This is a genomic window from Methylobacterium planeticum, assembly GCF_008806345.1.
GTDB lineage: Bacteria > Pseudomonadota > Alphaproteobacteria > Rhizobiales > Beijerinckiaceae > Methylobacterium > Methylobacterium planeticum.
The window spans coordinates 33456-58337 of sequence record NZ_VZZJ01000017.1; the positions used below are offsets into that span (position 1 = coordinate 33456).

Annotated in this window: 32 protein-coding genes; 16 read left to right on the plus strand and 16 right to left on the minus strand. The window is 69.5% G+C overall.

Going from position 1 to position 24882, the window contains the following annotated elements:
• Positions 1-566 precede the first annotated feature (566 nt).
• The 3 genes from F6X51_RS18200 (at position 567) to F6X51_RS18210 (ending at position 2254) form a co-directional block, all read left to right on the plus strand.
• Positions 567-1073, plus strand: coding sequence for a CYTH domain-containing protein (locus F6X51_RS18200; protein ID WP_150965098.1), 507 nt, complete (start codon positions 567-569; stop codon positions 1071-1073).
• Positions 1074-1140: 67 nt separating this feature from the next.
• A complete protein-coding gene (locus tag F6X51_RS18205; protein WP_246696877.1) occupies positions 1141-1584 on the plus strand; it encodes a VOC family protein in 444 nt (147 codons plus the stop codon).
• Positions 1585-1939: 355 nt separating this feature from the next.
• Positions 1940-2254 (plus strand): hypothetical protein, encoded by a 315-nt coding sequence (locus tag F6X51_RS18210; protein WP_150965099.1) that lies wholly within the window; start codon positions 1940-1942, stop codon positions 2252-2254.
• Positions 2255-2324: 70 nt separating this feature from the next.
• On the opposite strand, the gene F6X51_RS18215 is transcribed toward F6X51_RS18210, so the two are convergent.
• The gene (locus tag F6X51_RS18215; RefSeq protein ID WP_150965100.1) at positions 2325-2783 is read right to left on the minus strand and encodes a hypothetical protein; all 459 of its coding nucleotides are present in this window, start codon (positions 2781-2783) and stop codon (positions 2325-2327) included.
• 79 nt (positions 2784-2862) lie between these two features.
• The gene (locus F6X51_RS18220) at positions 2863-3228 is read right to left on the minus strand and encodes a hypothetical protein (protein WP_150965101.1); all 366 of its coding nucleotides are present in this window, start codon (positions 3226-3228) and stop codon (positions 2863-2865) included.
• Between the two features lie 286 nt (positions 3229-3514).
• On the opposite strand from F6X51_RS18220, the gene F6X51_RS18225 reads away from it, so the two are divergent.
• The 4 genes from F6X51_RS18225 to F6X51_RS18240 all read left to right on the plus strand — a co-directional run bounded on the left by F6X51_RS18225 (position 3515) and on the right by F6X51_RS18240 (position 6428).
• Complete coding sequence (locus tag F6X51_RS18225) at positions 3515-4285, plus strand: CDP-diacylglycerol diphosphatase (RefSeq protein ID WP_150965102.1); 771 nt, start codon at positions 3515-3517, stop codon at positions 4283-4285.
• Positions 4286-4505: 220 nt separating this feature from the next.
• Positions 4506-4724 carry a DUF6894 family protein gene (locus F6X51_RS18230; RefSeq protein ID WP_150965103.1) on the plus strand — a complete coding sequence of 73 codons (219 nt, stop codon included), beginning with the start codon at positions 4506-4508 and terminating at the stop codon, positions 4722-4724.
• A gap of 548 nt (positions 4725-5272) precedes the next feature.
• Positions 5273-5542, plus strand: coding sequence for a hypothetical protein (locus F6X51_RS18235; protein WP_150965104.1), 270 nt, complete (start codon positions 5273-5275; stop codon positions 5540-5542).
• Between the two features lie 439 nt (positions 5543-5981).
• Entirely contained in the window at positions 5982-6428 is a 447-nt protein-coding gene (locus F6X51_RS18240; protein ID WP_246696878.1) for a YybH family protein, read from the plus strand.
• Between the two features lie 41 nt (positions 6429-6469).
• Here F6X51_RS18240 and F6X51_RS18245 read toward each other — a convergent pair whose 3' ends face one another.
• The 4 genes from F6X51_RS18245 to F6X51_RS18260 form a co-directional block, all read right to left on the minus strand.
• Positions 6470-6751, minus strand: a complete 282-nt coding sequence (locus tag F6X51_RS18245; RefSeq protein WP_150965105.1) for a hypothetical protein — start codon at positions 6749-6751, stop codon at positions 6470-6472.
• 138 nt (positions 6752-6889) lie between these two features.
• Positions 6890-7102: a hypothetical protein gene (locus F6X51_RS18250; protein ID WP_150965106.1), complete on the minus strand. Its 213-nt coding sequence runs from the start codon at positions 7100-7102 to the stop codon at positions 6890-6892.
• Positions 7103-7252: 150 nt separating this feature from the next.
• Positions 7253-7615 carry a hypothetical protein gene (locus F6X51_RS18255; RefSeq protein WP_150965107.1) on the minus strand — a complete coding sequence of 121 codons (363 nt, stop codon included), beginning with the start codon at positions 7613-7615 and terminating at the stop codon, positions 7253-7255.
• Between the two features lie 208 nt (positions 7616-7823).
• A complete protein-coding gene (locus tag F6X51_RS18260; protein WP_150965108.1) occupies positions 7824-8057 on the minus strand; it encodes a hypothetical protein in 234 nt (77 codons plus the stop codon).
• A 602-nt stretch (positions 8058-8659) separates the two neighbouring features.
• On the opposite strand from F6X51_RS18260, the gene F6X51_RS18265 reads away from it, so the two are divergent.
• The 5 genes from F6X51_RS18265 (at position 8660) to F6X51_RS18280 (ending at position 11683) form a co-directional block, all read left to right on the plus strand.
• Positions 8660-8995: a hypothetical protein gene (locus F6X51_RS18265; protein WP_150965109.1), complete on the plus strand. Its 336-nt coding sequence runs from the start codon at positions 8660-8662 to the stop codon at positions 8993-8995.
• A 500-nt stretch (positions 8996-9495) separates the two neighbouring features.
• The gene (locus F6X51_RS28010; protein ID WP_191970164.1) at positions 9496-9672 is read left to right on the plus strand and encodes a hypothetical protein; all 177 of its coding nucleotides are present in this window, start codon (positions 9496-9498) and stop codon (positions 9670-9672) included.
• Entirely contained in the window at positions 9662-9976 is a 315-nt protein-coding gene (locus tag F6X51_RS18270; RefSeq protein WP_246696879.1) for a hypothetical protein, read from the plus strand. Before F6X51_RS28010 ends, F6X51_RS18270 begins: the two co-directional genes overlap by 11 nt.
• Positions 9977-10097: 121 nt before the next feature.
• Positions 10098-10349 (plus strand): hypothetical protein, encoded by a 252-nt coding sequence (locus tag F6X51_RS18275; protein ID WP_150965110.1) that lies wholly within the window; start codon positions 10098-10100, stop codon positions 10347-10349.
• A 149-nt stretch (positions 10350-10498) separates the two neighbouring features.
• Positions 10499-11683, plus strand: a complete 1185-nt coding sequence (locus tag F6X51_RS18280) for an alpha/beta fold hydrolase (protein WP_246696880.1) — start codon at positions 10499-10501, stop codon at positions 11681-11683.
• Here F6X51_RS18280 and F6X51_RS18285 read toward each other — a convergent pair.
• The 3 genes from F6X51_RS18285 to F6X51_RS18295 are packed head-to-tail and all read right to left on the minus strand — an operon-like array spanning position 11641 to position 14220.
• The gene (locus F6X51_RS18285; protein ID WP_150965111.1) at positions 11641-12414 is read right to left on the minus strand and encodes an ABC transporter ATP-binding protein; all 774 of its coding nucleotides are present in this window, start codon (positions 12412-12414) and stop codon (positions 11641-11643) included. The genes F6X51_RS18280 and F6X51_RS18285 overlap by 43 nt on opposite strands.
• 5 nt (positions 12415-12419) lie before the next feature.
• Positions 12420-13172 (minus strand): ABC transporter permease, encoded by a 753-nt coding sequence (locus tag F6X51_RS18290; RefSeq protein ID WP_150965112.1) that lies wholly within the window; start codon positions 13170-13172, stop codon positions 12420-12422.
• A 19-nt stretch (positions 13173-13191) separates the two neighbouring features.
• Entirely contained in the window at positions 13192-14220 is a 1029-nt protein-coding gene (locus tag F6X51_RS18295) for an ABC transporter substrate-binding protein (RefSeq protein WP_150965113.1), read from the minus strand.
• 178 nt (positions 14221-14398) lie between these two features.
• On the opposite strand from F6X51_RS18295, the gene F6X51_RS18300 reads away from it, so the two are divergent.
• Positions 14399-14824 (plus strand): DUF3597 domain-containing protein, encoded by a 426-nt coding sequence (locus F6X51_RS18300; RefSeq protein ID WP_150965114.1) that lies wholly within the window; start codon positions 14399-14401, stop codon positions 14822-14824.
• Positions 14825-14990: 166 nt separating this feature from the next.
• On the opposite strand, the gene F6X51_RS18305 is transcribed toward F6X51_RS18300, so the two are convergent.
• The gene (locus F6X51_RS18305) at positions 14991-16097 is read right to left on the minus strand and encodes a polyamine ABC transporter substrate-binding protein (RefSeq protein WP_150965115.1); all 1107 of its coding nucleotides are present in this window, start codon (positions 16095-16097) and stop codon (positions 14991-14993) included.
• Positions 16094-16465, minus strand: coding sequence for a RidA family protein (locus F6X51_RS18310; RefSeq protein WP_150965116.1), 372 nt, complete (start codon positions 16463-16465; stop codon positions 16094-16096). The genes F6X51_RS18305 and F6X51_RS18310 overlap by 4 nt, the downstream gene beginning before the upstream one ends.
• 214 nt (positions 16466-16679) lie before the next feature.
• Between F6X51_RS18310 and F6X51_RS18315 the strand changes: the two genes are divergently transcribed.
• Positions 16680-16949 carry a GlsB/YeaQ/YmgE family stress response membrane protein gene (locus F6X51_RS18315; protein ID WP_109895320.1) on the plus strand — a complete coding sequence of 90 codons (270 nt, stop codon included), beginning with the start codon at positions 16680-16682 and terminating at the stop codon, positions 16947-16949.
• Positions 16950-17032: 83 nt separating this feature from the next.
• On the opposite strand, the gene F6X51_RS18320 is transcribed toward F6X51_RS18315, so the two are convergent.
• The 3 genes from F6X51_RS18320 to rpsO all read right to left on the minus strand — a co-directional run bounded on the left by F6X51_RS18320 (position 17033) and on the right by rpsO (position 20093).
• Positions 17033-17254, minus strand: a complete 222-nt coding sequence (locus tag F6X51_RS18320; RefSeq protein WP_150965117.1) for a YgaP family membrane protein — start codon at positions 17252-17254, stop codon at positions 17033-17035.
• Between the two features lie 175 nt (positions 17255-17429).
• Positions 17430-19619, minus strand: a complete 2190-nt coding sequence (pnp, locus tag F6X51_RS18325; RefSeq protein ID WP_150965118.1) for a polyribonucleotide nucleotidyltransferase — start codon at positions 19617-19619, stop codon at positions 17430-17432.
• A 204-nt stretch (positions 19620-19823) separates the two neighbouring features.
• Positions 19824-20093, minus strand: coding sequence for a 30S ribosomal protein S15 (rpsO, locus tag F6X51_RS18330; RefSeq protein WP_150965119.1), 270 nt, complete (start codon positions 20091-20093; stop codon positions 19824-19826).
• A gap of 317 nt (positions 20094-20410) precedes the next feature.
• Between rpsO and F6X51_RS18335 the strand changes: the two genes are divergently transcribed.
• Positions 20411-21844, plus strand: coding sequence for an amino acid permease (locus F6X51_RS18335; protein WP_150965120.1), 1434 nt, complete (start codon positions 20411-20413; stop codon positions 21842-21844).
• Positions 21845-22142: 298 nt separating this feature from the next.
• On the opposite strand, the gene F6X51_RS18340 is transcribed toward F6X51_RS18335, so the two are convergent.
• Entirely contained in the window at positions 22143-22952 is an 810-nt protein-coding gene (locus tag F6X51_RS18340; protein ID WP_150965121.1) for an exodeoxyribonuclease III, read from the minus strand.
• Between the two features lie 207 nt (positions 22953-23159).
• On the opposite strand from F6X51_RS18340, the gene F6X51_RS18345 reads away from it, so the two are divergent.
• On the plus strand, positions 23160-23891 hold the full coding sequence (locus F6X51_RS18345) for a lysophospholipid acyltransferase family protein (RefSeq protein ID WP_150965122.1): 732 nt from the start codon (positions 23160-23162) through the stop codon (positions 23889-23891).
• A 10-nt stretch (positions 23892-23901) separates the two neighbouring features.
• Here the strand turns inward: F6X51_RS18345 and F6X51_RS18350 are convergent, their stop codons facing one another.
• The gene (locus F6X51_RS18350; protein ID WP_150965123.1) at positions 23902-24858 is read right to left on the minus strand and encodes a LolA family protein; all 957 of its coding nucleotides are present in this window, start codon (positions 24856-24858) and stop codon (positions 23902-23904) included.
• Positions 24859-24882 lie beyond the last annotated feature (24 nt).

Below are 24882 nucleotides of genomic sequence, written 5' to 3' on the forward strand. Positions count from 1 at the left end.
GGCCGCCGCGCCGCGACCGGCGATCCAGGCGGAGAGCTGCGGGAGGAGGCCGGGGTGAACATGACCATGCGACATCGCGGCGCTCCGGGGACGGCGAGGGGGAGGCCCAGGATGGGCATGCGCTCGGTGGTGCAGCCCGAATCGAACATCCGGCAGGCTACAAATCGCTTCAGTGCATCGACCGCATCAGAGGCTAAATCGGAAGCGACCACCCTCTAACTTGCAGTCTAACCATCTCTTCTTGAGCGCACAGCGTCAATGAAATGCAATTTTCAAAATCGCGATGGCGCGCGAATTTCTTCATCCCGAAACGAATCCACGGAGAACATTCGCACCAGCATGCCCAGGCTCGCGCGATCGGCCGCTCGGCATCCGGCGGCGGGGCCGCCGCACCTGCGGTGCGGCAGCCGCGTTCCGTGGCATGCCCGGCGAAACACGCGGGCGCCGTCCGCGCCGCATGCCGGTTCGGGCATTCACCGCGATGGCGCGCGCGCCGGTGTTGCCCTATGCCGCTGCGCGCTGAAGGATGCGGGCGGGCATGCTCGTCGTCCAGGACAGGGCGTGTGATGCGGTTCGAGGTCGAGCGTAAGTTCCTGGTCGCCCACGAGGGCTGGCGGGCGGGTGTCGTCAGCCGGCGCCAGCTCAGGGACGGGCTCGTCGGGCAGTTCGCGAGCGGCAAGGTGCGGGTGCGGCTCGACGAGACGCGCGCCTGGCTGACGATCAAGGGCGAGCGCGTCGGACTCGCCCGGCCGGAATTCGAGTACGAGATCCCGCGATCCGACGCGGAGGCCATGCTCGCCATGGTCTGCGACACCTGCCTGATCGAGAAGACCCGCCACTGCGTGCCGCATGCCGGGCTGACCTGGGAGGTGGACGTGTATGCGGGCGCCCTGTCCGGGATGGTCCTGGCGGAGGTGGAGCTGGAGCACGAGGCGCAGGCGATCGAGCTGCCCGGATGGCTCGGCCAGGAGGTCACGGCCGACCCGCGCTTTCGCCAGTCCACGCTGCTGCGGTTGTCGCGGGAGGCCGGGCGCAGCATCACCCTGGCGGAGGTGCTGGCCGCGCGACTGTGACGCCGCCCGGCCAAGCCCCCGGTCCTGCTGGCCCGGAAGGCGGCTTCGAACGCGCTGGCTCCGGCCGGTGTTCGGCCCTACGCTGGCCATCGCCGAACCCCGACCGGATCACGGAGCCCCCAGGGATGCACTACCGCTGCGATCATGTTCACCTGCGCAGCCGGGATGCGGTCGCGGCCGCGCGCTTCTACGTCGAGACCTTCGGCGCCCGGGAGATCGGTCGCGATGGATCCCCGGTGGTGAGCCGCGTGACGATCGACCTCGGCGGGTTGCTGCTGTTCATCGAGCAGGCCCGGAGGGGATCGGGCCGTCACCGGAACCGCCGCATCTCGGCATCGAGCATATCGGCCTCGCCGTCGACGACATCGAGGCCACCCTGGCCGAGCTGCGCTCCAGAAACGTGCCGATCGTGTCAGGCATCACGGATGTGCGTCCCGGCCTCCGGGTGATCTTCATCGACGGACCGGACGCCGTTCGGATCGAGCTCCTGCAACGTTGGCCGGCAAGCTAGCGTCGACCGCCCTCGTCGCAGCGGGCTTCCCATCGATCGACGCTGCCCGAGGCTTCGCTCCCGGTGCTCGGCGGCACCCATGGCCGACGTCGCGATGGGGCAACCGACCGGCCGGATCCCCGTCGGCATCTCAGGCGGATGCGGAGGCCCACCGAGGATGCCGGACGGCGATCCCGGACCGGACGCGGTCGAGAGCGGTGCGGATCGGCCGATGGGGCAGGGGCCGACGGGTAGGGGCCGGCGATCGGGGAGAGTGAGGATGCGGGACAGGGCGATCGGGTGCGGCGTCTGGGCTTGTCTCTTGGGCCTCATGCCGGCAACGGCTCAGGATTCACCCCAGGGCGGCGAACGCGTCGTGAAGGCTGCTGCCGGCCAGGAGGTGCAGCTCGGCGTCTACGCCAACGTCAACGAAGCCTGTTCGGGCCTGCCGGCGCCGGACCTGCGCATCACGGCGCCGCCCGCGCGCGGGACCCTCACGGTGAAGCTCGTGGCGCTCAGCCTGAAGGCGGACTCGAAGGTTTGTCCCGACAAGAAGATCCCAGCCCTCGGGTTGTCTTATCGGGCTGGACCGGAGAGCGACGTCACCGACACGGTGCGCGTCGAGGCCGTCGCCGGATCCTCGACGAAGGGCCAGAGCTTCACGATCGCGATCACCAAGCACATGGAATAGGCGGAGCCTGACGCGGATCCCGCCCGGGGACCACGCAATGCGGGTCGCCGGGCCTGCCCGTCGCGCTCGATCAGGAACTCGGGCCGGACCGGCGCACCAGCATCTTCACGCGCTGGTCGAAGCTGTTCCAGCGCTCGGAGACGCCCCTCTTGACGCATTGCTCGTAGGAATCGCCCCAGTAGAAGCCGCGCTCGGCCTCGATCCGGCGGCATGCCTGTGAAACCGGCCAGATCAGCACGATCGCGAAGACGATCGCCACGCAGGCGATCTGGATCAGCAGCCAGGACTTCCAGCCGAGCTTCAACCCACCCTCGGTCCTCCCCGACCGGCCCGCGGCGGCCCGCGACCTCCTGCGGACCACGACGACGTCGGGGACTTCCGGCCGCGAGAAGGACGGAGCACCCGTGGTGGGCATCGACTCGGACGTGCCCCGCCTCGCCTCGATCGGATCGTCGTCCAGGCCAGGCTTGATCGCGAGGCGCCGGTTGGTCAGGTCTTCGCCAATTGCCAGATTTCCCGATCTGTTCATCGTCCGATACTCTAGTCGAATGGTTCCTGGACCCTGATCATGATGGCCGTGACCGGCACGCGAACTGATCGACGTGGGATCAGATGCCCCTCAGCACGGACGAGATCGCCTCGAACCCCTTTTGACCCGTGAGGGCGTTGTCCGTCAGCTCCCTCCGGGCGCAGACGGCCTTGCGGAAGAGATCGACGGCCAAGCCGCCGCTCGAGCCCGGTCGGCACTCCACCAGATAGGGCCCAGCCAGGAACGCCAGGGGAAACCCCGCGACCAGCATCAGCTTGATCAGCCCGAACCTGAACAGGCCGCGCGATCTGCCGGACGGCGCCTCCTCGTCGATGTAGATGATGTGTGGCTGACCGGAGCCGCGCGTTCCATCTTCGGAATACACCAGGGTCTCAGCACTACGCGGATCCCGGCTGTCATCTGATCGCATGTTCAGCAGCGCCATACCGAGCGATTGCACTATCGATACGCCCTGGATAGCACGTCCGCTCGTGTGATCCGCAAATATAATGCGGCGGATTTTGATTCGTGGCACCTATGCTTAATTCGATCCGGAAGGCCTGTTCGAAGAACAATACCCATGCACGCTTTACTTCTGATTGTGGGCGAATAATCTCAGTCCAACCTGTGCGGGTACGGCCAAGCGCGGCAGCCTTGCGGTGAAGCGCCCGTCGCACCAGTTTCGGATGGGCCGGATCCGGCAGCGGCCCGCGCTCGAAGGGTGAAACGACGTGAGAGCAACCGCATGGCTGTCCGTGCTCCTGGCCAGCGCAGCCTGGGTTGCCTCGCCGGCCCAGGCCGTTCCCAATCCGTCACGCAACGTGCTCTGGGCAGCTCTGCAGGGCTGCATCCTTGCCAAGAAGGCGACCGGGCGCATGTTTCCCTGCCTCAGCGTCGATCTCGGCGACAAGGATCGTCCGGGCGCCGCCGTCCTGCGCGCGCCGGGTGCCGCGACCCATCTCGTCGTCATGCCGACCGACGACGTTTCCGGCATCGAGGCGCCCCAGCTTCAGCGCTCCGCCGGAAACGCGTATTGGCGCGCCGCCCTGGCAGCGCGGCCCCTCGTCACGGAAGCCCTGAAGGGGCGCCTGCCCCTCGATCGGGTCGGGATGGCGGTCAATTCCGCGGGCGGGCGCAGCCAGGACCAGTTGCACATCCACGTCGACTGCATCGAACCGCGGGTGCGCACGGCGCTTCTCCGCCATGGGCAGGCCGTGAGGGACAATTGGACGACGTTTCCCATCGCGCTCCAGGGGCGCCGCTTCTTCGCGATGCGCGTGCGGGCGGCCGATGTGGACGGCTTCAACCCCTTCGCGGCACTGACGCATCTGCCCGGGAAATCGACCGATCTGCGGGCGGTGGGTATCGCGGTCTTCAGCACGGCGCGCGACGATCCTGCGCCGGGCTTCATCGTGCTGGCTAACCGGGCGTCCGGCAGCTTCGCGGGCGAACTCCTCCTCGATCACACCTGCGCGGAGGCTTCGCAGGCCTCCACGCAATGACGCGCGGGAAAGCGGGCGCGGCCTGAACCCGATGCCTCCCGACGGGTTTCGGGGCGCGGCTGAATCACCGCCCACGCCTAGCCCGTTTGCTCCGAAGCGGCACGCGGTGACCTCCGAAGGAAAGCTTTACAGGTGCGTCCGGATGCCTGTTTGATGGCGACGGCCGGAGCGTCATCTTGCCCAGCAACGCAGCTTGCCCATCTCGAGAGCGCGCCACGGTATGCCGCAACGGTTTCATTTCCGACTGGTCAGTGCACAGGACGTCATCGAGGACCCGGTCGGAGCGTTGGCCGAGGATATCGAGGAAGCGCAAGCCGAGGCCTTGTCGGCCATCGAGGAGCTCCGACGGCAGGGCGACATGTCGGATGTGATCGGGGGATGGAACCTCGAGATCCGCAGCGAGTCCGGGGTCCTGCTGCGTTCGATCGAGATTCCGTAACGGGGGCGGTGCCGCCGCGCGTCCGGCAGCTCACGCTCGCTCCGGAACGTCGGATGCCGGCCTCCTCACGCTGATCGGGCTGCGCCGGCGGATGCCTGAGCCCCACAGGACCGGGGCGGGCGAATCCGCCCGGCGCAAGCTTCCATCCGAGGTGATCAACACAGGATATCGAGCGTATAGCATTGCTCTGAAACAGCATGCATGCGCGTGGTCGACTCTAAAATGGAGCAAACCACGAGATTGATCGTGTCAATCACGCTGTTATCGCTCGCAAGCAGTCCGGTGATTGCTCAAATACAGGATGATACGCGGCTGAACGAGCTTCGCGCGGCGCCTGAATCGAAGCAGCAGAAGGATCTCGATGCCTTTCAGCTCGTCTCGGCCCATCGCGAGCGCTCCGAATCCGTGGAGGAGCGGACCAACGGCCTGTGGCAATCCAGGACCACGCCGATCTGCGAGGGATGTGGCGGCACGCCCCCTCCCGGACAACGATCCAGGACGATCTCGCCAACAGGACGGGAAATGCGGGCCTCACTCCCGGAGCGCCGATGGTCAGCCCCGAACAGGCCGCGCGCCGCGCGGTGCCACCCGAACGCGACAGCCGCCAGATCTACATCGACCTGTCGAGCGAGAATATCGACCAGATCCGCCGCATGCCACGGCGCCAGGGCCGTGCTCCGCGCGCGAGAGGTCAGTGCAGTTCGGCCGACTTCGCGATGAGCTTCACCGAGGAGGCGAAGGTCTCCTGTAGCAGAGTGCAGCGCTGCAGGTGGATCCTGGCGGCATCCCTGGACGGCGGGGCGAGCGTGGCGGCATGAGGCTTGGGAGCGTCCGGTTCGGGCACGGGCGGCCAGATCGGTCGATCGGGGCCAATCTGCTTTGCCATCTCGTGTCCTCGCCGCCTGCGCGTACGCCCGGGGCCCAGGAAAGCAGAAGATCAGCCGCCCCACCACGAAGCAGACGATGTAGTGCGCGGGCTGTACTACCAAATTGATCGAGCGGAGACCGCCGTCGTCCGGAGATCAGCGATCAGGATGGTGACCGGGCCGGATGTCCCTGAGCAGATTGTGGCCCGGCCGCACGTTCGCAATGTGCCGCCGATCTCGAGATTCCAGAGATCGGGCCTCGATCATGGCTCTGACGATCGGCGCATCGCGGTACGTCTCACGACGAGATCACAGGGTTCACTTTTCAAATGCAACGAAGCAAATCAGTATCGCTCCCCGCGATCTCGAAACGCATCGATCGGAGACTTCCATGACCTCCCGTCCCTCATGGTGCATGACGGCCGTGGCCGCAACTCTGTTCCTGTCCACCTTGGGATGGCCGGCTCTCGGCCTCGCCGATACGAAGTCCGATGCCCAGACGGCGGCCGACCGATGGGATCAGGCCTACAATTCGGGCGATATGGAGGGCCTCGGCAAGCTCTACACCCCGGACGCCACGGTAATCCCGAAGGGCGCTCCGGTGAACGGCGCGGGCATCCAATCCTTCTTCGCAGGCCTCAAGGCCAAGGGGTTCGACAGCCACAAGACCACCGTCAATGCGGCCACGCCGAAGGACAACCTGATGGTCCTGACCGGCCGCTGGTCGATGACCGGGCCCGGGGAAGGCGGCGCGAAGAAGACCTTCGAGGGGAACTGGGTCAACGTGATGGAGCGCCAGGGCAACGAGTGGCGGACGGTCCTGCACACCTGGAACTGACGGCCGCGATGGACGCGCCGGCGTGAATCGAGACGGGCGCCTCAGATCGCCAGCATCCGCCAGACGATCCAGCCCGTCAGGCCGGCCCAGACGACGGTGCAGCTCGCGGCGAGCGCGACGAAGGCCCAGACCACGTAGTCGCGCTTCTCGTGTCCCGCGCGGGCATCGGCGGCGCCCGCAGCCGATGCCGCCCTCATCTCGGCCTTGTCCACCATCTGCCAGCCTCCCTCCGCGAGGATTGGGAGCACGGCGCCGGGCGCCGCGCCCATCAACCCGTGCAGATCCCGCGTCCAGATCGCGGCGTGACTCGGACCGCGCGCCATCGTGGGCCCCTGAGCGTGTTCGATGCTGCGCTGTAGGCCCCGGGAGGCGCAGGCTCTGTGAGGTCCCTCACAGAGCCTCGGGGCCGCATCCGGGGCGCACGCGGCAAAGCCTGCGTCCCGAGGCGCGCCGAGCCGGCGTCACTCGTCGCCGAGCTCCTTGCGCTCGGTCAGCTCATCCTCCTCGTCCGCGTCGTCGCCGATCAGCGCATCCAGCTCCACGATCAGATCCTGAACCTGCGTCTCGGTCGCGCAGACCTGGAAGGTCTCTCCGTTCTCCGCCTCCAGCGTGATGTGGAAGGCCCCGTGAACCTCATCGGTGAGGATACGGGCGAGTTTCCTGATCGGGCTCATGACGCGCATCGGCTCCGCTGAGAGGGCACCGCGTCGATGCCGGCGGGACGCGTTCCCGGGCGGCGTCGCTGCGGTCGTTCCCATCGTGGGCCCGCCGGCCCCCGCCGACAAGCCGCGCCCGGCGGGCAGGACCTGCGGACGCGCGCGCCTTCAGATCTCCGTCGCGGTCGCGGATGCGACGCACGGGTCGCCCGACGCCCCGTCGCCGACGCGACGGCGCAGCATCGCCTTGGTGGCGCGCGCCGCCGACGCGTAGGTGCTGACCTGGCGCCCGGTCAGCCGCTCGACCTCGCAGGCTTCGAGCCCGGGCAGGAGATCGGGGCAGTTCCACAGGAGGCCGCACAGGACGGAGAGCGGCACGGCCCGCTCATGCACCTCCGCGATCGGCTCCAGCATGCCGGGCTGCCAGCGCGGCAGATCCTCGATCACGTCCAGGAATGCGTCGCGGAGGTAGCTCGGCGCGTGCCCGCCGCGCCCGGGATTGTAGCGACAGAGAATCAGGGTGTTCGGCACGCTCTCGCCTCCAGCAGGATCACACATCGCGTGCATGCCGACGGGCCTTCCCGCAGGAGGCTTTGCCTGACACGGTTGAGTTCGGGCTCAGTTCGGCGCAGGCGCGAGCCCGCCGATCCCGGAGGGGCCGAGGCGCCTCGCGGTCAGTTGCAGAGCAGGGTCGGGATATCGGGAGATCGGCCCGGAGCAGGCCCGCGCCCGCACGCGCTCATCGAAACAGGTGGCGGGTGGGCACGTCCTCGCAGGCGCGGTGGGCATGGGTACTTCGCTCGAGTTCCGCCACACGGCCCAGAGCGATGTAGACCCGAAGCCGCGCGAGATGCATGAGCGCGTCGTGTCGTGATGCGTCCAAAGGATCCTCGGGCCGGCGCGTTTCCAGCTCCGCGAAAGCTTCCTGGCTGCGGTTGAACCCTTGTCGCGCTCGATCGAGTTCCGAATACATGCGCAACCTCTTGATTCGGGTTGGCGGCGATGAGCCATGCGCGAATGTCTGAGGCAGTTTACTGCGGCGGACAAGTCTGGACTTCACTGTACGAAGTCGCGCCGCGGCACAACTTGTTCGGCTACGGACCGGTGCGGGTCCGGCGGCCCCTCTGGGTATCGAGCATGGGCCGGAGCGGCGCCCCGCGGGGCCGCCCGAGGGGCGTCGCGCGAGCGCCTTTCGGCCGAACCGTCGAGGACCCATATGGAACAGGCGGGGGCGGACGGAGATCCGACCCATGAAGCTCACCAAGCAAGCCGCCAAGGCGATGGCCCAGGCCTGGGCTGCCCCGAAGGTCCACCATCCCGCAAAGCGGGACTGAGGCGTCACGTCGACCGCCCCGCGCGGGGCGGTCGTTGCCTGGGAGACGTCAGGCGCGACGCCTCGGTCGATCGGGTTGCCTCTCGGTTTCGACGGCGGGCGACGCCTTGCTGTGCCGCAGCGAAACAGGACCGGGCATTGCGCCGCCGGACGGCTTAACGCTCAGGTAACCACGTTGGCCGAAACCGAGATCTATGGGGCTTGAGCGAGTCGGCCCACGGCGTTCGGCGGGATGGGACGAGATGGCCCCTGGTTACGTGATCGCGATCGGTCTCGAGCTGGCCGGGTTCGCCGGCCTCGGCCTCGGGCTGGTTCTGATGCGGGCCGAGCGACGCGCGAAGGCCGTCGGGCTCAAGACGTTCCTGAAATCCGGCAATCCGGTCAGTGCAGGGCCCATATCCCCCGGCAAGGCCCAGATCTCGGGACGGCGGGCGATGCCGCCGCGGACCCTCGCGGCGCGGCCCGCAACGGCGCACCGGCCGGCAACGGTGCAGGCGGCCGCGTCCCGGCAGGATTCGGAGGCCCTCAAGGCGCTGCGCCGCGCCTACGCACGGGGAGCCGGCGCCCGCCCGGCCTGACGCGTCAGCCCAGGACGGCGCCGAGGCCGCTGCCGCAGAGGACCACGAAAGCCAGGGTGGCGATGAATTTCAGGTCCTCGATCCGCTCGCTCATGGCATCCTCGAAACGTTCTGTCTTCGGCGGCCCCGTCCTCGGGCTCCGTCCGGTCCCGGCGACGACTAGATCTTCGCTGTTTCCGCGCGATGTCGCCGTGCGTTTCGTCACGGGTTTCGCCGACATGCCCGCATTTCTCGGAACAGAGCCGACGAAATCTTAGGCATTCCGCCCGGCGCGGAATTTCGAAAGCGACCGGGGCGCGGGAACTTCACCAGGAATGAAGGGTTGTGCAGGCAGGTCTCAACAACCGCGGCCTTCCCGAGGCCAAAGGCCCGCTCGCCGAACCGGCGAGCGGGCCATTTCATGTGAAGGGGGCAGGAGCCCGGCCCGGACTCGCGCCGCCAAGTCTGGCGCCGTTCAGCCCCGGCGGGCTACGGAACCCGTGTTCCATCGGAGTTCTGACATGCGCAACATCCTCCTCCTCCTGATCCTCGTGGCGGCCGGCTTCGTGCTCGTGGCCATGTACGTCGCGCCCTCGCAGCCCGAGCTGCGCGCGTGGTACCGCGACCATGCCTGCGTGCATCTCGACAAGGTGAGCCCGCAGATCTGCGCTCCGATCCGTCAGGCCGATGGGGCCTGATCCCGCGACGCACGGCGGTCTGCGGCGGGCCATCGATTGGGCCTTCCGCGACCGCCGGACCGGCGCGATCACAGTCGCGCAATGGCCGAACCTTCCCCTGTGGCTGTTCGCCGGGACGAGCCTCGCGGATTGGATCCTGAACCCGCCCGGCACGGTCGCCTGGGCCCTGCGCCTCATTGCGGGTGCGAGCCTCGCGTGGTGGGCCATCGACGAGCTCCTGCGCGGCGTCAACCCGTGGCGGCGCTTCCTCGGGGCCGCCGCACTCGCCGGCCAAGCCCTGGTCCTGGCGACCGCCGGCCCCTGATCGAGCGGTGTCGGGCCGCGTCGAAGCCTCCCGAACACGAAAACTCGATCGCGGACAATCGACTTGACCGCCGGCCTCGACCGGGTATCGCTGCGGCAGGCAAGATCGACGAGGAACTCTCATGGCGGATGCCGGCAACGCGCTGCCCACCGAGGCGGTCCCGCCTCAGGCGGATCGGCTGCACCTGCTGCATCGGATCGCCGAGGCTCTGGATATGCCGCTGGCCGATCTCTACGGCCACGCGCTGCGAGCCGGGCACACGCCCCCGACGGAAGTGGAATGCGCGGCCGTGCTGGCGGCGTTCCTGCGCATCGGGGATCCGAATGCCCGGCGCCGGTGCCTCTCCCTGCTGCAGGCGCTCGCCGAGGGCTGAGGTGACCCTGCGCCGCCCATCGTCTCCCGCCATTTGACCGCGGGGCGATCCCTTGCCTTGATGCGCCGGCCGGCACGTAAGACCGGCTCGCTCCGCACCGGGCCAGGAGCGGCGAGGACGCCTTCGGGCGCGGGCAGGGAGGAATATCGATGACGAGGCAGGACCACGCGACGATGGCGCGTCCGGTGACGGGCGCAATCCGGTCGGGGCTCGCGCGCGCAGCGCTCGCCACCACGCTCTTTCTCGGGGTCGTCGCGGCGGCCATCGCGGCACCGGCCAGCTTTCCGGAGCAGCGCGAAGCCGACCATGTGGTCAAGGATTTCCGCTTCAGCACCGGCGAGACGCTGCCGGTGGTGCTGCACTACACCACCCTGGGCACGCCGCACCGGAACGCCCGGGGCGAGATCGACAACGCCGTGCTGGCGCTGCACGGCACCACCGGAACCGGCAAGAGCTTCCTCAATCCGGGGCTCGGCCCGGAGCTGTTCGGGGAGGGCGCGCCCCTCGATGCGCGCCGGTACTTCGTCATCCTCCCCGACGGGCTCGGACGGGGGGGCTCGACGAAGCCCTCGGACGGGCTGCGGGCGCGGTTCCCCCGCTACGGCTACGCCGACGTGGTGGAGGGCCAGCACCGGGTCGTGGCCGAGGCCCTCGGCATCAAGCACCTGCGCCTCGTGCTCGGCACCTCGATGGGCGGCATGCAGGCCTGGATGTGGGGCGAGCGCTACCCCGGAATGATGGACCTGATCATGCCGGTGGCGAGCCAGCCGATTCCCGTGAGCGGGCGCAACGCCCTGTGGCGGCGCCTCCTGATCGAGGGCATCCGCACCGATCCGGACTGGAAGAATGGCGAGTACACGTCGCAGCCGAGAAATTTCGGGCACATCCTGCCGATCTTCAATATCATGACCGAGAGCGTGCTCGGCCAGCAGAAGCAGGCCCCGACCCGGGCCGCCGCGGACGCGCTCTACGACAAGCTCGTCGCCTCCTACGAGAATAGGGCCGACGCCAACGACTGGATGTACTGGTTCGATTCCTCCTACGATTACGACCCCTTCGCCGAGCTCGGGCGCATCAGCGCCAAGGTGCTGGCGGTCAACTTCGCCGACGACGAGCTGAACCCGCCCCAGCTCGACGTGATGAACGCCGCGGTCGCCAAGGTGAAGGACGGACGCTTCGTCTTGGTGCCGACCTCGTCCGACACCCACGGCCACCAGTCGCTGCGCTTCGCCAACCTCTGGAAGGGCTATCTGGCCGAGTTCCTCGCCGATCCCACGGAGGCGACGGAGGCTCAGAGCTCGGCCGAGCGCCTCGACAGCTCGGCCCGCAGGTGACGCGCCGCCTCCGTCAGGGCCGCGGCGCGGCGCTGGCGGGGGCGGGGCAGGTCGAGCCTGACCTCCGCGGCGATCCGGCCCGGGCTGCCGGCCAGCACCACCACCCGGTCGGCGAGCGTCACCGCCTCGTCGATGTCGTGGGTGACGAACAGGACGGTCTTGCCCGTCTGCGCCTGGATGCGCTGCAACTCGTCCTGCAGCCCCTCGCGGGTGAAGCTGTCGAGGGCCGAGAAGGGCTCGTCCATCAGCAGCACGTCGGGCTCCACCGCGAGCGCCCGGGCGATGGCGACGCGCTGGCGCTGCCCGCCCGAGAGCTGGTGCGGCCAGCGGCCGGCGAGGTCGGCGAGGCCCACGAGGACGAGCATCTCGGCGGCCTTGGCCCGGCGCGCGGCGCGCGACAGGCCGGAGCCCTCGAGCCCGAAGGCGACGTTGTCGACGACCCGGCGCCAGGGCAGCAGCCGCGCATCCTGAAACACCAGCGCCATCGGGGTGCGGCAGCCGGGCCGGGTGTCGAGCCGGACCTTGCCGGAGGAGGGCTTGGCCAGCCCGATCAGCACCCGCAGCAGGGTGGACTTGCCGACGCCGGACTCGCCCACGATCACCAGGAACTCGCCCCGCGCGATGCTGAGGTCGAGATTGGCCAGGATGATGTTGCGCGTGCCGCCGCGCTCGTAGGCGAGGCTCAGGCCGCGGATGTCGATGATGGGGCTGCCGCCGGGTCGATCGGTCATGGGTCTCACGCCCGCCAGCGCAGGAGCCAGCCCTGCAGGGCCACGAAGGCCGTGTCGAACAGCCCGTAGAGCGCCGCCATGGTCAGCATGTAGACGACCACGATGTCGGTGGAGAGGAGACTCGAAGCCTGCATCATGCGCTGGCCGACCCCCGCGACGCCGAAGATCTCGGCCGCCACCACGGCCATCCAGGCCTGGCCGAGCGCCGTGCGCAGACCGACGAGGATGCCCGGGGTCGCGGCCGGCAGCAGGATCTTCACGAGCCGGCTGACGGGAGAGCGGAAGCCGAAGGCCTGCGCCACCTCGATCAGGTCGCGATCGACCTGCCGGACCGCCCCTTGGGTCGCGAAGAACACGATCCAGAACACCCCGATGGCGATGATGAACACCGCCGCCGAGGGCTGCACCCCGAACCAGATGATGGCGAAGGGCACCCAGGCGAGGCCGGGAATCGGGCGCAGCAGCCGCACGATCCAGGCGGTGAAGGCCTCGAAGGGCTGGAACATGCCGCTCAGCAATCCGAGCCCGATCCCGGCGCCGGCGCCCACCACGAGGCCGGCGACGTAGTGGCTGAGGCTCGACATCACGGCCTCCGGCCAGATTCCGAGGGAGACCTCGCGCAGGAAGGCCGTCGGCAGGGTGCTCGGCGGCGGCAGGAAGGCCGGGTTGATCAGGCCGAGACGGGGCATCGCCTCCCAGAAGGCCAGGAACGCGATGAGCCCGGTCGCGGCGAGCAGCGTCGAGCGGAGATATTTCATCGGGCCGGTGCGGCGCGCCTCAGCGCGCGGTCGCCTTCTCGTAGAAGCTCGGCACGAACAGGCCGTCCACCGGGATGTCCTTCTCGAGGGTGCCGATGCTGACCTGGTAGGCCTGCAGCTTCTTGGTCGCCTCGATGATCCCGCGGGGATCGACGGTGAACCGGGCGGCCGGCGACGACAGGGCCTTCTGGATGGTCGCGACGTCCGTGATGCCCTTGCCGAGCGCCTGCTCGACCGGCACGGCGGCGCGCGCTGGGTCGCTCCTGAGAAGATCGGTCGCCTTCACGAGGGCCTTCACGAGCCCCTCGACGGCCGCAGGATTCTTGTCCGCGAAGGCGCCGAAGACCCCCACCACGGTGCCGGGCTGATCGGGGAACATCTCGCCGCCGGTGGCCACGAGCTTCATCGCCGGGTTGCGGGACCGGACGATGGTGAGCGCCGGCTCGCGGATCGAGGCCCCGTCGACGGCGCCGGCGAGCAGAGCCTGCTGGGTCGCGTCGATGCCCATGGCGACGATGTCGGCGTCGGCCTTGCCGGTCTTCACGACCTGCCAGAGCCAGTGCTGCAGGGTGGTGTTCGGCACCGAGCCCGGGGGCTGGGTGGCGAGGCGCGCGGCCCGGCCCTCCTTGGCGTGGAAGGCCCGGAAGGCCTCGGCCTTGTCGGCTCCGTCCTTGAAGTAGGGGGCGAGCTTGGGACCGGCCACGAACACCATCTCCTCGATGGCGGTGGCGGCGACAACCCGCACGTCGATGTTCTTGGTGCGCGCCACCGCGAGGGGCGCGATGCCGGCGACGTAGATGTCGATCGTGCCGGAGGCCAGCGCCTGGATCATGTTCGGGCCGGATTCGAAGGTGGTGAAGGTCGGGGCAAGGCCCGCCTCCTTCAGCCAGCCCTCGCCGTTCGCCACGAAGATCGGGGCCGCGCCGATGACCGGGATCACGCCGATGCGCACGGGGACGGCCGCCGTCTGGGCGCTCGCGGCGCTGGCCAGGAGCAGGCCGGCGGCAGCCGTGAGGAACGTCTTGATGACGGAGAGCGGCGGACGCATCGGTGGGGATCCGGTCGGGGAAGCGGCCATCCCCATGCCACAGGCGGGCAAAACTTCAAATACCAATGTCGATCCGTGAATTGGTCGGACCCAGGACGCTGGGGAACACCCGCGCGCGGCCTCTCGTTGTCAGCCGGTCGCCGCGTGCGGCCACGACAGACAATCAGGGAGTTGTGCCATGAGCCTCATCGGCAGCATCGTCAGCAAGATCCTGCACCCGTTCGGCGGTGGCTCGGCGGAGGCGGCGCCCTCGGGCTCGTCCGCCGCCCCTGCGGGGGGATCGAGCAACCCGGCCTCGACGGCCACCACCGGATCCGCCGGCTCGGCTCCTGCCTCGACCGGAGGCACGGTCGACGTCGAGTCCGTCCTCAACGACATGGCCGCGAAGAACTCGCAGACGCTGAACTGGCGCACCTCCATCGTCGATCTGATGAAGCTGCTCGACCTCGACTCGAGTTTGCATGCCCGCCAGCAGCTCGCTGACGAGTTGCACTATACCGGCGACAAGAGCGACTCGGCCTCGATGAACATCTGGCTGCACAAGCAGGTGATCAAGAAGCTCGAGGAGAACGGCGGCAAGGTCCCGGCCGATCTGAAGGACTGAGGCGAGCCGGGGCCCGGCCGAGGGGCGACAGGCTTCGCGTTCCGGAGCCTGTCCGCAGGAACGCTCCCTCTCCCGGCCCGGGAGAGGGAGCAGGACGTTCCAGAGAGGCCGGCCCCCCGGCGGAATCGCTGGCGCGAAGCTCACCCGAACGGGCGCGCGGCACCGCTCACTTGCCCGTGCGAACCCGCGTCCAGAGCCGGGTGACGAAGCGCTGGGTGCGGTCGTCCCAGGCCGTGTTGGTCGAGAGGCGCTGCATCATCGCCTCGTCCGGGTAGATCCCGGTATTGTTCAGGATCTCGGGCTTCACCAGCTTCTTCGCCGGCAGGTTGCCGCTCGCGTAGGAGACGAAGTTGGTGTTGGCCGCCGCCACCTCGGGCCGCATCATATAGTCGATGAAGGCGTGGGCCTCCGCCGGGTGGGGCGCATCCTTGGGGATCGCGAAGGCGTCGAACCACATCAGCGCGCCCTCCTTCGGGATGACGTAGCCGATCTCGATGCCGTTCTTGGCCTCCTCGGCGCGCTTCTTGGCCTGCAGCACGTCGCCCGAATAGCCGACCGCGACGCAGAGGTCGCCGTTGGCGAGGGACTGGATGTATTCCGAGGAGTGGAACTTCCGCACCGCGCCCCGTACCTTGTAGAGCGCGTCGGTGACCTGGGTGATGTCGTCCCAGCGCTTCGAATCCGCCTTGAGGCCGTAGGCCGGCAGCATGCTGGGGATCAGATCCTCGGGGGAATCGAGCATCATGATCCCGCAATCCTTGAGCTTGTTGGCGCTCGCGGGATTGAGGACGAGGTTCCAGGTGTTGAGGGGAGCCGACGCGCCGAGGCGCTCGCGCACCGCCGCGAGGTTGAGCCCGAGACCCGTGGTGCCCCACATGTAGTCCACCGCGTAGGCGTTGCCCGGATCGTAGGTGGCGAGGCGCCCGGCGATCTCGGGCCAGACATGCGTCAGGTTCGGGATCTTGGCCTTGTCGAGGGGCTGGAAGGCGCCCGCCTTGATCAGCCGCTGCAGGAACGGGCCGGAGGGCACCACCACGTCGTAGCCGGAACGGCCGGCGAGCAGCTTCGTCTCGAGGATCTCGTTGTTGTCGTAGGTGTCGTAGACGACCTTGATGCCGGTCTGCTGGGTGAAGTCCTCCAGCACCTTCGGGTCGATATAGTCCGACCAGTTGTAGATGTTGACGACGCGCCCGGGCGTCTGCGCCCCGGCGGGCGCGCCCGCGAGGGACGCGAGCAGCGCAGCGAGGGTGCCGAGGAGGGCACGGCGCCTCACGGAGCATCCCCGGCCGGCAGCTTGGCGGCGGTGACCACGATCTCGACGAGGTATTCCGGCCCGGCGAGCCTGGCCTCGACGGTGGCGCGGGCCGGCGGGTTCGCCTTGTCGACCCAGGCATCCCAGGCGGCGTTCATCTCCGCGAAGGTCGCCATGTCGGCGAGGTAGATGGTGGTGGCGAGGATGCGGCTCTTGTCGCTGCCGGCGACGGCGAGCAGCCGGTCGATCTCGGCGAGGATCGATTGCGTCTGGGCGGTCACCCCGGTGCCCACGGTGTCGGCCGCCACCTGGCCCGCCAGGAACACCATGTCGCCGTGGGTGACCGCCTGGCTCATGCGCGGGCCGGGTTCGAAGCGCTTGATCGTCATGGTCGCCTTGAGCTTTCTGGAGGATGCGGGCGCGAAGGACCCGCCCGGCGCGTTGTGCCGCCGGATGCGCCCGGCCGTAAAGGGGGAAGCCGCGGGCTCGGCCTCGCGCACGCGAGGGCGTGAACTGCGACAAACTCTCACGATGCGGCGCAACCCAAGGCCCGGTTGGCACGTTCATTGGGCAGTTTACAGTGAAGCTCAGGAACTTAGCGCCATGTTTTCGATCATCGGGACCATCATCATCGGCTTCATCGCCGGCGTCATCGCCAAGTTCCTCATGCCGGGGAACAACGAGCCGTCCGGCTTCATCCTCACCACCATCCTGGGCATCGTCGGCGCCTTCGTGGCGACCTTCATCGGCCAGGCCGTCGGCTGGTACGGGCCAAATCAGGGGGCGGGCTTCATCGGCGCCATCGTGGGCGCGGTGGTCGTGCTGGCGATCTACGGCTTCGTCGCCGGCCGCAGCCGCACCACCACGCTCTGACGCTCTCACGCAAGTCCGGACATGCAGAGGGGCGCCGCGAGGCGCCCCTCTTTCGTTGTGCGGGACCGGATCTGGGCGTCGTCTCAGAGCTGGTCGGCCGCGGCCTTGACCGCGCAATGGCCCGTGGCACCCCGGATGGCGAGGCCGGCACCGACGATCAGGGCGGCGAGGCTGAGGAGCTTGTTCGGCCGGGGCTGCGCGGCGGCGGCCGCGATGCCGAGCCCGAGCACCACCGAGACGGCGCGCTCGGTCGTCGTGAGGTTCGGCTGACCGCTGAAGATGTCGTGGATCATCGCATTCGCCATCGGGCGTTCTCTCCTGTGAAACGAGTCTCGCGGTGCGAACGCGAAGCCCCGGGCAGCGTTCCGAGCCCCTGTGCCGCATCGCACCGGCACCGGTCCGACCGGACCCGCGCGCGCATGAAAAAAGCGCGGCCCGGGGGGCCGCGCTTCGTTGCTGTCGGGTCGGTTCGGCCGGAGCCTACTCGCCGGCGTTGCGGCGCTCGCCGCGCTCGCGGCGGGGCTCTTGGTCGCCGCGGTCACCGCGCTCGGCCTTGAGCTTCTCGGTGAGGTCCTCGCCGGTCTGCTGGTCGACGACCTTCATGGAGAGGCGGATCTTGCCGCGGTCGTCCTGACCGAGGAACTTCACCTTCACCTTGTCGCCTTCCTTGACGACATCCGTGACCTTGGCGACCCGCTGGGCAGCGAGCTCCGAGATGTGGACGAGACCATCCTTGGCGCCGAAGAAGTTCACGAAGGCGCCGAACTCCATCGTCTTCACGACGGTGCCATCGTAGATCATGCCCGGCTCGGCCTCGGCCACGATCGAACGGATCCAGTTATAGGCCGCCTTGATCGCCTTGCCGTCCGAGGAGGCGATCTTCACGATGCCAGTATCCTCGATGTTGATCTTGGCGCCGGTCTTCTCGACGATCTCGCGGATCACCTTGCCGCCGGTGCCGATCACTTCCCGGATCTTGTCGGTCGGGATCTGCATGGTCTCGATGCGCGGCGCGTACTCGCCGAGCTCGGGCCGGGCCGCCGTCAGGGCCTTGGCCATCTCGGCCAGGATGTGGCCGCGGCCGTCCTTGGCCTGGGCCAGCGCCACCTTCATGATCTCCTCGGTGATGCCGGCGATCTTGATGTCCATCTGGAGCGAGGTGATGCCCTCGTCCGTGCCGGCCACCTTGAAGTCCATGTCGCCGAGGTGATCCTCGTCGCCGAGGATGTCGGAGAGCACCGCGAAGCGCTCGCCCTCGAGGATGAGGCCCATGGCGATGCCCGCGACGGGGCGGCGCAGGGGCACGCCCGCATCCATCAGCGACAGCGAGCCGCCGCAGACGGAGGCCATCGAGGAGGAGCCGTTCGACTCCGTGATCTCGGACACGACGCGGATCGTGTACGGGAACTCGTGGGCCGGCGGCAGCACCGGGTGGATCGCGCGCCAGGCGAGCTTGCCGTGGCCGATCTCGCGGCGGCCGGGGGAGCCCATCCGGCCGGTCTCGCCCACCGAATAGGGCGGGAAATTGTAGTGCAGCAGGAAGGTCTCCTTGTAGGTGCCTTCCAGCGCGTCGATGAACTGCTCGTCCTCGCCGGTGCCGAGGGTCGCGACGACGAGCGCCTGCGTCTCGCCGCGGGTGAACAGGGCCGAGCCGTGGGCGCGGGGCAGCACGCCGACCTCGGAGACGATCGGGCGGACGGTCTTCACGTCGCGGCCGTCGATGCGCGAGCCGGTGTCGAGGATGTTCCAGCGGACCACCTTCGACTGGGCCTCCTTGAAGGCGGCCTTGACCTTCTCGGGGGCGAACTTCTGCTCGCCCTCGACCGGGCAGAGGGCGGCCACGACCTTCGCCTTCACGGCGTCGACGGCGGCGTAGCGCTCCTGCTTGACGGTCTTCTTGTAGGCGTCGCGCAGCTCGGATTCGCAGATCTCCAGGACGGCCGTCTCGACGTCGGCGTTCTCCGGCGGGGAGAAGTCGCGCGGCTCCTTGGCGGCCTTCTCGGCGAGGCGGATGATCGCCTCGATCACGGGCTGGAAGTGCTTGTGGCCGAACATCACGGCCCCGAGCATCACGTCCTCGGAGAGCTCCTTCGCCTCCGACTCGACCATCAGGACCGCGTCCTGGGTGCCGGCGACGACGAGGTCGAGGGTCGATTCGTCGGTCTCGGTCACGGCCGGGTTCAGCTTGTAGCCGCCGTTGAGGTAGCCGACGCGGGCCGCGCCGATCGGGCCCATGAAGGGCACGCCGGAGAGCGTGAGGGCGGCGGAGGCCGCCACCATGGCGACGATGTCGGGATCGTTCTCGAGGTCGTGGGTCAGGACGGTAACGACGACCTGGGTGTCGTTGCGCCAGCCCTCGACGAAGAGGGGGCGGATCGGACGGTCGATCAGGCGGGAGACCAGGGTCTCCTTCTCGGAGGGACGGCCCTCCCGCTTGAAGTAGCCGCCCGGGATGCGGCCGGCGGCGTAGGCGCGCTCCTGGTAGTTCACGGTCAGCGGCAGAAAGTCGATGCCGGCCTTCGGCTCCTTCCCCGACACGACGGTGGCGAGGACCGAGGTCTCGCCGTAGGTGGCGACGACGGCGCCGTCGGCCTGGCGGGCGACCTTGCCGGTCTCGAGGACGAGCTTGCGGTCGCCCCAGATCAGCTCTTCACGTTGGACGTCGAACATATCTCATCAGCCTTCATACGGTCGGGCGAACCCGGCACCGCCAGCGGCAAGACGGCGAGGGACTCCCGGTTCGGAAGCCCCTCGCGATCCTGCCCTGGCGTCGCGCCTCGAAGTCGCCCGGGGATCGACGGGCCGGACCCATTCCGCCCCGTCGATGGTCGAGCGCGGTCCCGAGCCGGGCTCGGGACCGCGCGTTGGAAGATCCTAGCGACGGATGCCGAGGCGCTCGATCAGCGAGCGGTACCGGGCCTCGTCCTTGCGCTTCACGTAGTCGAGCAGCGAGCGGCGCTGCGAGACCAGCTTCAGGAGGCCGCGGCGGGAATGGTTGTCCTTGCCGTGGGTCTTGAAGTGCTGGGTCAGGTTGGTGATCCGCTCGGTGAGGATCGCCACCTGGACCTCCGGCGAACCGGTGTCCTTGCCGCCCTGCGCGTAGTCCTTGATGAGCGCGGTCTTGCGCTCTGCCGTGATCGACATCGCCTTTGGCCTTTCGGGATGGGGTGTCTGGATGCGGGCCGCCCCGTGAGGGAGCGGCGCGTGCTCGGGCCTTGGCCACTGCCGGGATGTCGTCCAGCAGGGTCTAACCCCCAAGCGGTTCAAGCCCCGCCCGTTGCCGGGTCGAGGTCGCGCGGACCATACACGAAACCGTCCGCAGCGCCAGTCCTCCCGGAGGCGGCCCCTCGCCGCGCTGTCCCCGGCCTCCACCCTGGCGCAGGATTTGCCGCCGGAACGGTCGCCCGGTTGGGGTCAAGCGAGCCCCGGTGCGGGCCGAGGGAAGCGAGCGCGTGCGAATCATGGCCGTCACCCGCCGCAACGGCCGCAAGCCGATCGCCCGGATCCTCGCCGAGCACGCGGACGCGGCGGCGGGGCCGCCGCTCGCGCGCAACCTCACGGCCTTCAGCCTCGTCTGCATCGGGGTCGGGGCCACGGTCGGGGCGGGGATCTTCGTGCTGACCGGCACCGCCGCCGCGCAATATGCCGGGCCGGCCCTGGTCCTGTCCTTCCTCCTCGGGGCGGTCGCCTGCGCCTTCGTCGGCCTCTGCTACGCCGAGCTCGCCGCGATGATCCCGGTCCCGGGCTCGACCTACACCTACACCTACGCCACCCTCGGGCGGTTCTGCGCCTGGATCATCGGCTGGGACCTCGTGCTCGAGTTCGCCATGGCGGCCGCGACCGTGGCGGTGGGCTGGTCGGGCTACGCGCAGAGCCTGCTGGCCGATCTCGGCCTCAGGTTGCCGACGAGGCTCGCGTCCGCCCCGGGCGCGGGCGGGCTCGTGAACCTGCCCGCCGCCGGGATCGTCCTCGCCCTGACGGCACTCCTCGTGCGCGACAACCGGGACGCGGCCCGCGCCAACGCCGCCCTGGTGGCGCTCAAGGTCGCGATCATCCTGGCCTTCGTGGCGGTCGGCGCCGCGCACCTGAACCCCGCCCTGTGGTCGCCGCTCGTCCCGCCGAACACCGGCACGTTCGGGGCGTTCGGCTGGAGCGGGGTGCTGCGGGGCGCGGGCGTCGTCTTCTTCGCCTTCATCGGCTTCGAGACCGTGGCGACGGCGGTGGGCGAGACCCGGGCGCCGCAGCGGGACGCCCCGATCGGCCTCCTCGGGGCGCTCGTCCTCACCACGATCCTGTACGTGGCGGTGGCCGCGGTGCTGACCGGCCTCGTGCCCTACCGGGAGCTGGACGTCGCCGACCCGATCGCCAAGGCGATCGACGCGATCGGGCTCGGCGCCTTCGCGGTGGTGATCAAGCTGGGGGCGCTGGTCGGCCTCACCACCTCGGCGCTGACCGCCCTCTACGGGCAGGCGCGGATCTTCTACGCCATGGCACGCGACCGGCTCCTGCCGGACACCTTCGCGCGGGTCCATCCCGTGACCCGGACGCCGGCCCTGAGCCAGGGGCTGATCGGGGTGCTGACGGCCCTCGTCGCCGCCTTCGTGCCCATCGACATCCTGGGCGAGCTCGTCAGCATCGGGACCCTGCTGGCCTTCATCCTCGTCTGTGCCGCGGTGCTGATCCTGCGCCGGACCGAGCCGGACCGGCCGCGCCCGTTCCGGGTCCGGGCCGCGCCCCTGGTGGCCGGCCTCGGCATCCTGACCTGCCTCGCCCTGATGGCGGGGCTGCCGGGGGACACCTGGATCCGCCTCGCGGTCTGGCTCGGGATCGGGCTCGCGATCTACGCTGGCTACGGGCGCCATTCGGGGGAGCCCGGCGCCGCGCCGCGCGCGTGAGGCCGTCGACCGGAGGCGGGCCCCGCATCCCGGGCTCCGCCCTGCGGCCCCGGGATGCGGTGGACATCGATCTCCGCCGTCAGGCGGCGGAGGAAGGCGCTTTCCCTCAGTACGAGCGGTTCCCGGCGCGGCCGCCGCCGTAGCGGCGGCGCAGGAACTGGATGACCTTGGGCAACAGGAAGGCGATGAGGATCTTGCGCATGGGGTGGGGCGGCTCGCGGTGAGGGGTTCGCGAGCCTCGCAAGCCCGCATCGTGCCGGGAGAATGCCCGGACCGCGCAGAGCGTTCCGGGCGCGCCTCAGAGCTCGAGGGCGAGCGTCACCGGCGCGTGGTCCGAGGGACGGTCCCAGCCCCGGGCATGGCGGGCGACCGTGACGCCGCGCACGGTGCCGGCGAGGTCCGGCGAGACCCAGGCATGATCGAGGCGGCGGCCCTTGTTGGCGGCGGCCCAGTCGGGCGAGCGGTAGCTCCACCAGGTGTAGATCTTCTCGGGCTCGGGCGTCAGGAGGCGGGCCGCGTCGATCCAGCCCGCCTCGCCGCGCAAGGTCTCGAGCCGCTCGGTCTCGATGGGGGTGTGGCTCACCACGTCGAGGAGCTGCTTGTGCGACCAGACATCGTGCTCCAGCGGGGCCACGTTGAGGTCGCCGACGAGGATCGCCGGGCCCGACACCCGGCGCCCGCCCCAGGCGCGCAGCGCGTCGAGGAAGTCGATCTTGTGCGCGAATTTCGGGTTCAGCCCGACATCCGGCACGTCGCCGCCGGCCGGCACGTAGAAATCGTGCAGGACGATGCCGGCGGCCCGGCCCGCCTCCGGTCCGAGCACCGCCGAGATGTGACGCGCATCGGCCCGCTCGCAGAAGGACATCACCGCGCGGGTCAGGAGGGGATGGCGCGACAGGATCGCGACGCCGTTATAGCCCTTCTGGCCCGCGAACACGACGTGCTCGTAGCCCGAGCCCCGCAGCGCCTTCAGCGGAAAGGCGTCGTCCGGGCACTTCGTCTCCTGCAGGCAGAGCACGTCCGGCCGCTCCTCGGCGAGGAAGCGCAGGACGTGGTCGATGCGCAGGCGCACCGAGTTGATGTTCCAGGTGCTGACGGTGAAGCGCAAGGGCGGGGACTCGCGAAGGATCGAGGGCCCCTCGATAGCGGATTTTTCGAGCTTGGCGAGGGCTTGGGATCCGTTCGGCGCGGGCGCGCCGCCGGCCGGAGCGGGTGCGGCGGCGCGTCTCGCCGCGGGCCGCCCGAACCGAATTCCCGTGCGCGGCGGCCGCGGAGGGGCTATGGCCCCGGGCTGACACCCGCAGAAGGCCGCTTCGTGCCGCACCCTCGCTCCGTGCTCTTCAACGCCTATTGGGCTGCCTGGACCGCGCTGTTCCTCGCACCCCTCCTGGTGTTCGCCGCCTCCGGCTCGCCGGCCCGGCCGATCCGCGCCGCGACGCGCCTGTGGGCCCGGGGCATCCTGTTCGGCCTGCGCCACCTCGTCGGGCTCACCTACGTGGAGGAGGGCCGGGAGCGCATCCCGCGCGAGCCCTGCCTGATCGTCGCCAACCATCAATCGGCCTGGGAGACCCTGGCTTTCCTGATCCTGGTGCCGGATGTCGCGATCGTGGCCAAGCGCGAGCTGATCACGATCCCGGTCGTCGGCTGGTTCCTGCGCCGCTCGCCGATGATCATCATCGACCGGGCGAACGGCACCCAGGCCCTGCGCACGATGATCGACGAGAGCCGGGCGGCGGTGGCGGCCGGGCGCTCGGTGCTGATCTTCCCCGAGGGCACCCGCGGCACGATCGGCGATCCGGTGCAGTTCAAGCGCGGCGTCGAGCTGCTGTACGGCCGCCTCGGGTTGCGGGTGCTGCCGGTGGCGGTGAATTCCGGCCTGTACTGGCCGAGCGGCTCGCGGACGCGCGCCGGCACCGTCGTGGTGAGCTACCTCGACGCCCTGGCTCCGGGCCTGCCCGCCGCCGACTTCCTGCGCGGCACCGAGGGGGCGATCGACCGCGAGCTCGACCGCTGGCGCCCGGCGGATCTCGGGCTGCAGATGCCCTGAGGCGGCGCGCTTACGGGCGCTGCATCTGCTGCTGCAGCGCCTTGTCCTCGGCGCGCCCGTAATTGATCACGAACTGCATCCCGTCGACGGCCTTGCCCTTCTGCAGGTTCGAGAGCTGCACCGTGGTCAGGTAGCCCTGCGGATCGGTGATCCGCCACTGGCTCAGCGTCTTCATCTCGGCATCGAAGAACAGCTGGATCTTCGAGGTGCCCCCGAGGGTCGAGCGGTCCTCGAGGGCGATGCGGATGCCGCCCGGATCGTTCGAGACGTCCGTCACCGAGAGGTCGCGGGCGAGGTCGATCTTCTCGCGCAGCAGGAATTTCAGCGGCGTCTGCGAGATGAAGTACAGGTCCTGCGTCGAGAGCTTGCGGTCGCGCACCGCCACCGAGGTGCCGTCGGCGACGACCTCGAGGGGCGAGGGCTGATCGTAGTCGAAGCGCAGGCGGCCGGGCTTGGCGAGCGTCAGCTTGCCGCCGATGCGGCGCCCGTCGGCGCCGATCTGGACGAAGTTGCCCGTGAGGGTCGTCATCCCGTTGAAATAGGCGTTGGCCTGAGCCAGCACGGTGGCGGGATCGGCATCCTCGGCCGGCAAGGCGGCGGCGTTCGGGGCGCCGACGGCGGCGACCTTCGCCTCGCCCGGCGCCGCCTTGTGCGCCGAGGCCTTCGGGCCGCCGGTCTTCTCGCCCCCCTTGTCCGCACCCCTCTCGGCACCCCTCTCGGCACCCTTGGCCTCCTTTGCCTCCTTGCCGCCCTCCTTGACCTGCTTCGGCGCGGGCTTCCTCGGCGCGGCGGGGGCGGGCGCGGGCGCCTTCGGGGCGGGGGCGGGCTCCGGCGCGGGCTCCTCCTTGCGGCCGAACAGGCCGTCGAGGAACGACGAGACCTGCGCGGCGGCCGGGTCGGGCTGGAGGAGGCCGCCTGCGAGGACGAGCAGCGACGCGGCAAGCAGGCTCTGGCGGCGGCCGATCATCGTGGGCGTACTCCGGGAGCGGGA